Below are 12,257 nucleotides of genomic sequence, written 5' to 3' on the forward strand. Positions count from 1 at the left end.
TTTGTATTTCTAATTTTTACTATAAAGTATCCAAAAATTAATATTTCCGAAGAACGCTAACAAATCCATAAATTAGCAGTACTTTTGCACCTTGAAAATCCTCAGGGTGAGGTAGTGCTCAAGTGAAGTAATACGTTATTTGTCAATCACTTCCCATAGCACACAAATAATTTTATTACATATTACATGACAGCATTTAAAGCGTTGGGCCTAGACGAGCAATTACTTCAGGCAATTACAGACATGGGATTTGAAACTCCCAGTGAAGTTCAAGAACAAGCAATCCCCATTTTATTAGAAAAAGATACAGACCTTGTGGCACTTGCACAAACAGGTACTGGAAAAACGGCAGCATTTGGTTTCCCAATGTTGCAAAAAATAAATTCAGAAAGTAGAACGACGCAAGGACTTATCCTTTCTCCCACTCGTGAATTGTGCATGCAAATCACAAACGAAATGAAAGCCTACGGAAAATACAAAAAAGGCTTAAACGTAGTAGCTATTTATGGTGGAGCAAGTATTACGGATCAAGCCAGAAATATAAAAAAGGGAGCACAAGTTATCGTTGCTACGCCCGGAAGAATGAAAGATATGATCAGTCGTAATATGATTGACATTTCAAAAATTGAATATTGCGTACTCGATGAGGCGGATGAAATGTTGAACATGGGATTCTATGAAGACATTACCGAAATCCTTTCACACTCTCCAGAAGACAAAAGTACGTGGCTCTTTAGCGCTACAATGCCTTCGGAAGTAGCTTCGATTGCAAAAAAGTTTATGCATGACCCTGCTGAAGTTACGGTAGGTTCAAAAAACATAGGTGCCGAAAACGTATCTCACGAATATTTTGTCGTGGGTGGGCGTGATCGTTATTCAGCTTTAAAGCGTCTTGCAGATGCAAATCCTGATATATTTTCAGTAGTATTCTGCAGAACAAAAAGAGATACACAAAAAGTAGCCGAGCAATTAATTGCAGATGGTTACAATGCAGGAGCAATTCATGGCGATTTGAGTCAGAATCAACGTGATATTGTGATGAAGCAATTCCGTAGCCGTCAAATTCAAATGATGGTCGCGACCGATGTTGCCGCTCGTGGAATTGACGTCGATAATATTACACACGTTATCAATTATCAATTACCAGACGAAATTGAAACGTACACACACCGTAGTGGTCGTACCGGACGTGCTGGAAACACAGGTATTTCAATGGTAATTATCACCAAGAGTGAAATGCGTAAGATTAAAAGTATTGAGAAAAAAATACAGCAACAATTTATCAAAAAAGAAATTCCTTCTGGGATGGAAATTTGCGAAAGACAATTGATGCATCTTGCAAACAATATTAAAGACACGGAGATAAATCATGACATTGACGCCTATCTTCCGAAGATAAACGAATCATTGAAAGATTTCACAAAAGAAGAATTAATCAAAAAATTCTTCTCTGTCGAGTTCACGCGTTTCTACAACTATTACAGCAAAGCAAAAGACATCAATCAAAATGCCCCTGAAAGAGATTATAGCGATGACACAGGAAGTGTGCGTTATTTCTTGAACGTAGGTGGAAAAGATGATTTCGACTGGATGAGCCTTAAAGATTTCTTGAAGGATTTATTGAATTTAGGAAAAGATGACGTTTATAAAGTAGATGTAAAAGATAGCTTCTCATTTTTTAATACAGATGAACAGCACAAGGATTTAGTACTTGCAGCTTTTGAAGATTTTAAATTAGACGGACGCAGTGTCAACGTTGAAGTTTCAACCGAAAAAGAAAATCGTGGCGGAAGAGGTCGCGGTCGCTCTGGCGGTGGAGGCGGACGCAGTAACAGAAGCGGTGGCGGAGGTTACAAAGGCGGCGGCTCTGGAGGCGGTGACAGAAAAAAACGTAGCAGCGGTGGCGGTGAACGCTCTGGCGGTGGAGGTTACAAAGGACGTAGCGGAAGCGGTGGAGACAAACCAAAATTTAGCGGAAAACGTCGTGGAAGCGGCGCTTCAAAACCTTCAGGTGGAGGTACTGGCGGACGCAGAAGAAGAGGATAAAATAAATTTCACGTCTTTAGACAAAAGACAGTAGAGTACTTTTAAATATAGAGAGTGGTATAATGATTCATTTCATCTGTACCACTCTTTTTTTGTTTTAGCTTCCACGAAAATGTGCTGGAAATTATAAATCCATTAATCATTTATAAAGCACAAAACAACCGAGAAATCACTCAGCGTTAAAGATTTATAAAATATCTAACGCCTATCACCTAAAAACTATCGACTTGATGAAACTTTGGCACGGAATTAACGTCTATATATGTACATTTGTAACTTTAGCGTATGAAACAGTACCTACTACTCATTTTTACCCTACTTATTACGACTTTTTCTTGGTCGCAGGACGATATTGTGCCCATTCGTGGTACTGTTGAAAACGCAGCGGATGACAAAGAACTTGAAAACGTGAACATCGTAAACCTCAATAAGGTTTGGGGCGCAACAACAAACGAAAAAGGTGCTTTTGAGATTAGAGCAGCCGTTAATGACACACTATATTTCTCTTATTTGGGATTTAAGTCAATCCGCGTTCGTGTTACAAATGACTGGTTAAAGTACGGAGAAATTAAAGTGAAAATGACTGAACTCGGTATCGCACTAGAGGAAGTCATTATTAAACCTGTAACACTTACAGGCTATGTAGAAGTAGATGCGAAAACAATCCCAATCTACGATAACTATCGCTATCGTATTGACGGAATAGGCAGTGGGTATGAAGGAGGACAATCCCAACCGGGAGCAGTAAACAAAGCCCTAAGTGCAATTTTTAATCCTGCGGATTTCCTGTATCAAATCTTCGGAAAACGGCCGCGGCAGATGAAAAAACTTCGCCAAATGAAAAAGGACGACGAAATCAGAAATCTACTTCAGTCTAAATACGATAGAGAAACACTACAAACCATACTACAAATAGAGCGTATTGATATAGACGAAATTTTAAATAATTGTAGCTACTCTTCAGATTTTATCAAAACTGCAAACGACCTACAAATCCTCGATGCCATTAGTGAGTGTTACGAGGAATATCGTGTATTAAACAGGGATAAATAATATTTCTGCTAACAAATAGTCGTTACACTGAGCTTGTTCAAGGGCTTCATTAAATAATGTAATAAGTTGTATTTTTAATGAAAATAAGTTCCAAGTTCTCATGAAACAAATCATCTCTGCTCAACGTAAATTCTTCACTACGCACCAAACAAAAGACATTTCATATAGAGTTTCGCAACTCGATAAGCTTTCAAAAACATTAAAAAATAATCAAGATGCTTTAGATAAAGCTATCTACGATGATTTCAAAAAATCTAAGTTTGAAACTTATATTACTGAAATGGCGTTGCTTTTTAATGACATTGAAGAAGCAAAAAAGAATTTATCTCATTGGGCTCGAAAACAAAAAGTAAGTACAAACATTACAAATTTTCCAGCGAGTAGTTATATTATTCCAGAACCCTTAGGCGTTTGTTTGGTTATTGGTGCTTGGAATTATCCATATCAATTATCCCTTGCCCCTCTCATCGCTGCAATCGCTGCAGGAAACACAGTAATTTTAAAACCTAGCGAATTGCCTTCGAGAACTTCGGCAATTATGGCGAAGTTGATTAATGACAATTTTGATCCTTCTTTTCTAAAAGTGATTGAAGGAGGCGTTGAAGAAACTACAGAGCTCCTCAAACAAAAATTTGACAAAATATTTTTTACAGGCAGTACAAAAGTTGGCAAGATTGTGTACAAAGCAGCTGCCGAACACTTAACACCATTAACGTTAGAAATGGGCGGAAAGAGTCCCACATTTGTTACAGAGGATGCTAATTTAAAGATGACCGTAAAACGTTTGGTTTGGGCAAAATTCTTGAACGCAGGACAAACGTGCATCGCGCCAGATTATATAATGGTGGACAAAAACGTAGAAAACAAATTCTTAGAACTTTTAATTGCTGAAATTTCCGAAGCTGACTATAGTTTTGAAAATGGAAATTATCTTCAGATTATCAATGATGCTAATTTTGAACGGTTGTCTTCCATGATAATTGAAAACAAAATTTGCTATGGCGGCGATACTCAAAAAAGCAAACGCTATATTCAACCCACGGTTTTGAAGGATGTCACATTTGAAGATGCTGTAATGCAAGAGGAAATTTTTGGGCCCATTCTTCCTGTTATTTCTTATGAAACTTTAGATGAAGCAATAGCCAAAGTAAATAATTTGACCCGACCATTATCGTGTTATGTGTTTACTTCAAGCTCTAAAACGAAGAAGAAAATTTTAAAAGAAATTTCATTTGGTGGCGGTGCTATAAATGAAGCGGTAATGCATATCACAAACCCTCGATTGCCATTTGGTGGCGTGGGACACAGTGGTATGGGCAACTATCATGGCAAAGCTGGCTTCGACGCTTTTACACACTATAAAAGTATTCTCGACAAACCAACGTGGTTAGAATTACCCTTAAAATATGGGCCGTATTCCAAAAGAAAACTTGCCTTTTTAAAATGGATCATGAAATTCTAGGGATTTCACACATTATATTTCCGAAGTCATGCTACAAACCATTACTCACTATTCGCTACACTTAATTTTTCCGGCGCTAATCGCTTGGGTCTTTTTTAAAGATAATTGGAAAAAGGCTTACCTAATTTTACTAGCAACTATGCTGGTTGATTTAGACCACTTATTTGCAAATCCCATTTTTGATCCTGACCGATGTAGTGTCGGGTTTCATTTTTTGCATAGTTATGTTGCCATTGTAGGTTACGCCCTGCTCCTATTTTTTAAAAAATTTAGAATTGTCGCAATCGGATTACTGTTTCATATGTTGACAGATTTAATAGATTGCTTTTGGATGAAATAAAAAGCATCTCCCTACCGTGGCAAAGAGATGCTTTGAAGTCTTAAAATAAAAATCTTATTTCTTCTTTAAATAATATTTTCGGTAAGGAAAATACGAAATCAGCATGAGTAAAAATGCACCACCCACAATGTAACCTACAAATGTTGGGGTAACCGGTACATCACCGCTAGCATACGAGTGAAGTCCCGTAAGGTAAAAGTTTACCCCAAAATACGTCATCATTATTGAAGCATAAGCAATGATTGAAAGCATATTGAACGTCCATTTTCCACGAAGCCCAGGCACCAATCTAGCGTGGATTACAAAGGCATATACCATAATGCTAATCAATGCCCACGTTTCTTTAGGGTCCCAACCCCAATAACGCCCCCAACTTTCGTTTGCCCATTGTCCACCTAGGAAATTTCCTATGGTTAACATTACGAGTCCAACGGTAAGCGCCATTTCATTAATGGTGGTAATCTCTTTGATGTTGAGCTCCATTTTGGTTTTGTTCTTTTCGTTTGTGAGCAACATTAAAATCAATGCCGTCACACCAAGAATCATTCCCAGGGTAAAAGGTCCATAACTCGCTACAATTACCGCAACGTGAATCATCAACCAATAACTATCCAATACTGGAACCAAGTTTGAAATCGCTGGATCTAACCAATTTCTATGCGCCACCCAAAGGATAATCGCAGCAACAAATGCCGTTGAAGCAATCGTTAAATCACTTTTACGTCCAAAGGCCAGTCCAAAGAAAACCGTAGCCCAAGCAACATAAATAATAGACTCGTATGCATCACTCCAAGGTGCGTGACCACTCACATACCATCGAGCAATCAAACCAATAGTCATTGCAATAAAAAATGCCCAAATTATATACTTACAGGTTTTTATGAGTCCGTTGACCACTTTTCCATCTCTGAAAATCTGAACAATAATCCCAATAAACATTAATATTCCGAATACCGTGAAATATTTATAAAGCCTATTGAAAATATCAACTTTGTTGTATAAGATTTCCGCAGTTACTTTTTCTTCGGAAGGCATTACTTCACTGCCTCTGTTTTCTTGGTATTTTCTAATCAAGTCTAAAACTTCATCTGCTTTAGAATAGTCATTATCTTTTGTCGCAGTTCGAAGACTTTCAAAATAAAGAGGCAACACCGTTCTTGAAAATATAGAATCCTGCCCTTTAATATTCGCTTCGTTTAATTCAGGAAAAGAAACCCATTTATTTCCAGGATCATTGGGAATAGGGAATATTTTAAGAATAGAACCACTTAATGCTTGGTTCAATAAATAGAAACTTTCGTGTGCTTTTATAAAATCTTTTTGAAACTGATTAGGCGTATTTGTTGATGTTGCCGCATTGAGATACGGTTCTAATTTATAGTTCGCATCCTTGTCAAATAAATCTAACAATGTAATTTGCTCTGTTCCTTTTGGAACGCCAGCAACCTCGCGAATACTATCATTTCCTCGCTTTAACGCAATCAATGGAACTTGCGTCCACAAGCGTGGATATTGCGTCATTGAGATAAATACCTGATTAGCATCAAGACCATTGTAAGAATTACTTCCACTCACTTTTCTAATCAACTCGCTGGCAAATGTACCAATGGGCTTCATACGCCCATTATCTTGTATTACCAAACGTGCAAACTTAGCAGCATGCTCTTTTGAAACTGCCGTCGCATTAATGATAGAATCTGCCTGCCCTATCGCAGTATCATTATGTTCATGGCTATCTTGTGCGAATCCGCTGGCAGCAAAAACCAAAAGTGCAATGGTTGTCAATGCGGCCTTCTTCTTTTTAATTTTCTTCAAATATTTTTCAAGGAAACCGAAACGTGACCCTTTATCAAACAATATCGCCATCAACCCAAAATACAACAGAAAATAACCAATGTAAGTTATCCAAGTACCCCAAAAGTCGTGATTCACAGAAAGCACCGTGTACGCCTCTTTATCTTGGTCAAAACTAGCTTGAAAAAAACGATATCCGTCTTTGTCGAGAATGTGATTCATATAAATTTCCTCTTCGGCAAAAGAGCCATCTGCATTATTCACTGTTACTTCACTTTTAAATGATTTATAGCCCTTTTGAGTTCCGGGATATTTTTCAGCAATAAAATCTTTTAAGGTGATACTAAAAGGAAGTTCGTATTTCTTGGAACCGTAAGTCAAATAAACATCTAAGCCATTCACAGTAACTTTTTCCGGGTCTGGAAATGTTCCTTTTCCGCCTAGCAGTTCTATTGTTTCAGTTTCGTTTCCAGAGGAAACCTCAACAATCAAAGCATCAGTCACAGAAGGGTTTTCTTTTGTTCCTTTAATCATACCGCGTCTTCCGGTTGTTACAGGCTCGGGAATTACGAACGCCATTTCGCCAAAATTATACAACGAGCGCAACATCAACGGCTGCAAACTGTCTGCAACTACAGCACCCTCCATTCTATCTGCCATACGCATAAACGTACCTTCAAAAGGGCTGTCAATAGTAAACTCCTCAGTGGCGTTATCAAAACCAATATTAATTGCACCTTTTGTAGGTTCATTAAAAGCAAAAAGCACATTATGAATATTTGAAACTTCACCTTCTTTTACCCAGTGGTCATGTCGAGTTCCGTCTCCCGCTTCCACTATTTTTATAAATGATTCTCCCTCTTCGGTTTCAATCAATCCACTTGTGGCATTATCGATAAAGTCCTTGTAGGTAATGGTTACGGGGATGTTATTATAGTTAGTACTGATGCTAAAATCGTTATCCAAACGTTCAGATAAATTCAATTTTTTAGGGCTCAATTTTAATCGTTGTTGCTGTCCATCGACTACATAATCTCCATCAATAAATCCGTTTAAATAAATATCGTCCGACAAAAAAGAATTTGAGGTGTCTCCTTCATAAATCTGCATGCGTCCTTCATATCCAATGTAACGCGTCACTCCTGCTCCAACGAGAATTAAAATGAACGAAAGATGCAAAATTAATGTCGTCAATTTCTCGCGGGTCCAAAGGCGATATCGTGCTATATTTCCGAGGAAATTGATGACAAAAATTAGCATTATAGCTTCAAACCACCATGCCTTGTAAATCATCTCGTTTGAATAGGGTGTGGGCGAAGTTTCTGACGAAGCGTCCATAAACGTCCCGACAGCCATGGCAACGGCAAAAGTGATAAATAAAATGGCGGTTAATCGGGTAGAAAACAGGATGGAAGCGAGCTTTTTTTGCATGCTATAATTTTTTTGCAAAAATACGACATAAAGCCGTTTTGCTACAACAAATGCATTTATTAATGCCAAAATTTTAACGTATTTTTACCCTATGATACGCGTCGTTATTTTAGGCTTCGGAAATGTGGGTCAACATCTACATAAAGTTTTCCATGATACAAAGGAAGTCCACGTGCTACAAGTGTATAGCCGAAATACAACCAAAGCTTCCCTCAACAATACCGAAACTACTTTTACATCAAAAATTACGGATATTGACAAAACAGCCGATGTCTATATTATTGCCATCCCAGACGATGCAATCAAAACTTTTACAGCGCAATTACAGTTAAAAAATAAATTGGTTGTGCATACTTCGGGAGGTGTCGCGATGGATGCTATTTCTAATAAACAAAGAAGAGGTGTTTTTTATCCTTTACAAACATTTTCAAAAGAGACAGAAGTTGACTTCAAAATCATCCCCATTTGCATTGAAGCGGAAGAAGGAAATGACTTAAAATTGCTTCGGAAATTAGGTAAATCAATCTCAAATAAAGTGGTCGATATTTCTTCAAATGAACGAGCACAAATTCATTTAGCAGCAGTTTTTGTGAATAATTTTGTGAATGAATTGTATCACATTTCCGAAGATATCTTAAAAGAAAAAGGCTTGGATTTTGAATTATTAAAACCGCTAATTTCTGAAACCGCAAAGAAAATTAAGACGCTCTCTCCATCAAAATCACAAACCGGACCGGCAAAAAGAGGTGATACTGCTACTATTGAAAAGCATAAATCAATGATTAAACATAAACTTCAAGAAGAAGTGTATAAATCATTGACTAAAAGCATAGAAGAAAGAAAATAAACTAACTATAGACTAAATCTATATTACGAATTATGAGCTACAAACAACTTTTAAACAACGTTACGACCCTCGTTTTTGACGTTGATGGTGTACTCACAGACGGCACTATAAATATCAACACCGAAGGCGAAATGTTTCGCACGATGCACACTAAAGATGGCTTTGCTTTAAAGGAAGCTTTGAATAAAGGTTTAAACATTTGTATCATTTCGGGAGGGACCAATGAAGGGGTACGAAAAAGACTCGCCGGACTCGGAATTAAAGACATCCATTTAGGCGCTCACCACAAAACTGAAACACTCGAAAAATACATTGCAGATAACAACTTAAATCGCGAACAGGTTTTATACATGGGCGACGATATTCCAGATTATCATGTGATGCAAACTATAGGTCTCCCCTGCTGCCCACAGGATGCTGTACAGGAAATTAAAGCATTGAGTAAATATGTTTCCCACAAAAATGGTGGACACGGTTGCGTGCGAGATGTTATAGAACAAGTGCTAAAAGTGCAAGGCAAATGGGATTACAGTGGGAATGTGAGTGCGAAATATGATTAGAATTTTAAAATGCATTACCTAAAACTAACCCGACCCATAAACCTTTTGCTCATAGTATTACTATTGGCAGTAGTCAAATACGGGTTTCTAGAAGCGATGCAATTCCCCACTACGTTGGACGGATTCACTTTTTCACTATTAATAATAGCTACAATTTGTATTGCCGCAGGCGGAAATGTAATAAACGATATCTACGACGTTGAAACAGATAAGATTAACCATCCAAGTCGGATTTTAATTGGGACTAAAATTTCAGAAAAAAACGCCTCTACTTTTTATATAGTTCTCACATTTACAGGAGTCTTATCGGGGTTTATTTTGAGCAACTTAATAGGTCACCCTTCGTTAGCAGCTGTATTTGTAATTATTGCGGCGATGTTGTATGGTTATTCAGTAAGTTTTAAGTCGGTACTTTTATTTGGAAATATAGTAGTTTCTTTGCTTGTTGCAATCGTACTTATAATGCCTATTATTTTTGATTTGTACCCCGCCATTGGAGAACGAGTAACCGAAGAAACCTTAACAGCGACGACCCTATTATTGCAATACGCATTGTTTGCTTTTGGCATTAATTTTATTCGAGAAATCATTAAAGACCTACAAGATATCAACGGTGACCAAAAAGGCGAAAGAAACACCTTACCTATTGCGATTGGCCGTCAGCGATCGGTTTATGTTGCTTTTGGACTCACAATTTGTTTATTGGGTGGTCTAGTTTATCATGTTTATATGCATATTTATAGCGCCAAATCGTTAGTACTCTATTTCCTATTTCTAATTATTGCGCCCCTATTATTTGTATTAGTAACTATTTGGAAAGCCGAAAAGAAATCAGATTTTTCAAAAATCTCAATCCTTTTAAAAATCATTATGTTTTTGGGTATCTGCTCGCTCGCTTTATATCCATTCACTTATTAAAATTTAGTTATGCTTAGAGAAAAATTAAAAAACTACAATATCATTCTTGCTTCGGGAAGTCCACGAAGGCAACACTTTTTTCAAGAATTAGATTTAGATTTCACCATTGACGTAAGAGAAGTTGATGAGGTTTTTCCTTCGGAAATGAAACGAGAACAAATCACTAATTACTTGGCACAATTGAAAGTTTCGGCATTTACAGATTTGAAAGAAAATGATATTGTCATTACGAGCGATACCATAGTTTGGCACAAAGATGAAGCGCTTAACAAACCCAAAGATTTTGAGGATGCAAAAGCAATGCTCAAAAGCCTTAGCGGACAAATGCACGTAGTTTTAACTTCGGTTTGTTTTACTTCGAGAGATTGGCAAAAAACGGTCTATGATGTTACCAAGGTTTATTTTAAAGAAATTTCCGAAGCACAAATTGAATATTACCTACATACCTGTAAACCCTTTGATAAAGCCGGAAGTTACGGAATACAAGATTGGTTGGGTTATGTTGGAATTGAAAAAATAGAAGGTTGTTTCTTCAACGTCATGGGGCTACCCACGAGACTTGTTAATGAAACGTTACTGGAGCTAGCTTCCGAAAAGAAATAACGTAACTTTAAATAATTCTTAAAAAAAGCTTCCCCCTCTCATTTGAAGAAGAGGGCTGATCTGAGGATGTTCAACAATTTATTCTAAAAATGCCTTTATGAAAAAAATATTTCTTCTATTAATCACATCACTCCTCTTTTTTACAAGTTGCGAAACTAAAAAAGACCAAAAGCAGGCTGTAGATACTTCGGAAATTTCAAATTCTGAAAACAGCGTCGATGCAATGCCACGAACGCTTCCCAAGGAATTTAGTGATTATTGGTTTGCTGGCACTGCTGAAATTTCAAGCTATACATTAAGTCAGTCTCGATATGGCGAAATTAGAGAAGGAACTGCAGTAACCGTTTTTGTAACCGAAGATTTCAACCCAAAATTACAAGTAAAAGCGGATAGCCAAGCAGAGGAAAATATCTCAATGCTCAAATTGAATCTCACAAAAAAATTCAATACCGGAATCTATCCTTATAGCATTATGACCAGCACCTTCAATCCTATTAATGATAGCAGACACGCATTGAAAATAGCCAACTCGGTCCAAGAATGGTGCGGACAAACCTATATGCAACTAAACAATAAAGCGAATTTTGAGATTAGCGCACACTCCTATTTTGAAAGTGAAGCCGACCAAGAATTATCATTAGAGAAAGTGTGGTTAGAAGATGAACTTTGGAACATCATTCGTTTAAATCCGTCAGAATTACCTGTGGGAGAATTCAAGGTTATCCCAGCTTTTGAAACCATACGGTTAGCGCATAAAGAAATTAAAGCATATAACGCCATTGCAGATACAAAAAGAGCGAAAAGAGATAATATTTATACACTCACCTATCCAGAACTTAATAAAGAAATACGCATTACATATCGTATTGATTTCCCTCACACCATTGAAAGTTGGGAAGAAACACATGCAGACGGAACCATAACAACTGCAAAATTGATGAAACGTATTCAGTCTCCATATTGGAATAGAAATAGCGAAAAGTATAGTGAACTCAGAGAGGAATTGGGTTTGTAAAAAATTTAATTGGTTTATTTCAATAATTCTTAGTTTGAAACTAGCTTTCGATTCTCAACCGGACGTAGCTTGCGCTTTTTAAATTTAACTCTCAACCAAGAACTTTAAACACATCCGCAAACGTTAAAGAACTCTTAACATATTTAACCCACGTACCATTTTAGGTATATTTGAGACACTAAGATAAA

The 12,257-nt window shown here is 37.1% G+C and carries 10 protein-coding genes; 9 read left to right on the top strand and 1 reads right to left on the bottom strand.

Annotated features, from left to right (window positions below; translation table 11 throughout):
• Window positions 1–186 precede the first annotated feature (186 nt).
• From ACSHW7_RS07565 to ACSHW7_RS07580, 4 genes are all read left to right on the top strand, one after another.
• Window positions 187–2,046, top strand: a complete 1,860-nt coding sequence (locus ACSHW7_RS07565) for a DEAD/DEAH box helicase (RefSeq protein ID WP_435678737.1) — start codon at window positions 187–189, stop codon at window positions 2,044–2,046.
• 285 nt (window positions 2,047–2,331) lie between these two features.
• Entirely contained in the window at window positions 2,332–3,099 is a 768-nt protein-coding gene (locus ACSHW7_RS07570) for a carboxypeptidase-like regulatory domain-containing protein (protein ID WP_435678738.1), read from the top strand.
• 100 nt (window positions 3,100–3,199) lie between these two features.
• A complete protein-coding gene (locus ACSHW7_RS07575) occupies window positions 3,200–4,561 on the top strand; it encodes an aldehyde dehydrogenase (protein WP_435678739.1) in 1,362 nt (453 codons plus the stop codon).
• Between the two features lie 28 nt (window positions 4,562–4,589).
• Window positions 4,590–4,901, top strand: a complete 312-nt coding sequence (locus tag ACSHW7_RS07580; protein WP_435678740.1) for a DUF6122 family protein — start codon at window positions 4,590–4,592, stop codon at window positions 4,899–4,901.
• A gap of 54 nt (window positions 4,902–4,955) precedes the next feature.
• Here the strand turns inward: ACSHW7_RS07580 and ccsA are convergent, their stop codons facing one another.
• A complete protein-coding gene (ccsA, locus tag ACSHW7_RS07585) occupies window positions 4,956–8,126 on the bottom strand; it encodes a cytochrome c biogenesis protein CcsA (RefSeq protein ID WP_435678741.1) in 3,171 nt (1,056 codons plus the stop codon).
• Window positions 8,127–8,217: 91 nt separating this feature from the next.
• Here ccsA and ACSHW7_RS07590 point away from each other — a divergent pair, with 91 nt between their 5' ends.
• The 5 genes from ACSHW7_RS07590 (at window position 8,218) to ACSHW7_RS07610 (ending at window position 12,069) form a co-directional block, all read left to right on the top strand.
• Complete coding sequence (locus ACSHW7_RS07590) at window positions 8,218–8,973, top strand: Rossmann-like and DUF2520 domain-containing protein (protein ID WP_435678742.1); 756 nt, start codon at window positions 8,218–8,220, stop codon at window positions 8,971–8,973.
• 32 nt (window positions 8,974–9,005) lie between these two features.
• Entirely contained in the window at window positions 9,006–9,533 is a 528-nt protein-coding gene (locus ACSHW7_RS07595) for a KdsC family phosphatase (RefSeq protein ID WP_435678743.1), read from the top strand.
• 9 nt (window positions 9,534–9,542) lie between these two features.
• Window positions 9,543–10,451, top strand: coding sequence for a geranylgeranylglycerol-phosphate geranylgeranyltransferase (locus tag ACSHW7_RS07600; RefSeq protein ID WP_435678744.1), 909 nt, complete (start codon window positions 9,543–9,545; stop codon window positions 10,449–10,451).
• Window positions 10,452–10,460: 9 nt separating this feature from the next.
• The gene (locus ACSHW7_RS07605) at window positions 10,461–11,054 is read left to right on the top strand and encodes a Maf family nucleotide pyrophosphatase (RefSeq protein ID WP_435678745.1); all 594 of its coding nucleotides are present in this window, start codon (window positions 10,461–10,463) and stop codon (window positions 11,052–11,054) included.
• A gap of 97 nt (window positions 11,055–11,151) precedes the next feature.
• Window positions 11,152–12,069, top strand: coding sequence for a septum formation inhibitor Maf (locus ACSHW7_RS07610; protein WP_435678746.1), 918 nt, complete (start codon window positions 11,152–11,154; stop codon window positions 12,067–12,069).
• Window positions 12,070–12,257 lie beyond the last annotated feature (188 nt).

The organism is Patiriisocius sp., from assembly GCF_051252435.1.
Taxonomy (GTDB): Bacteria; Bacteroidota; Bacteroidia; order Flavobacteriales; family Flavobacteriaceae; genus Patiriisocius.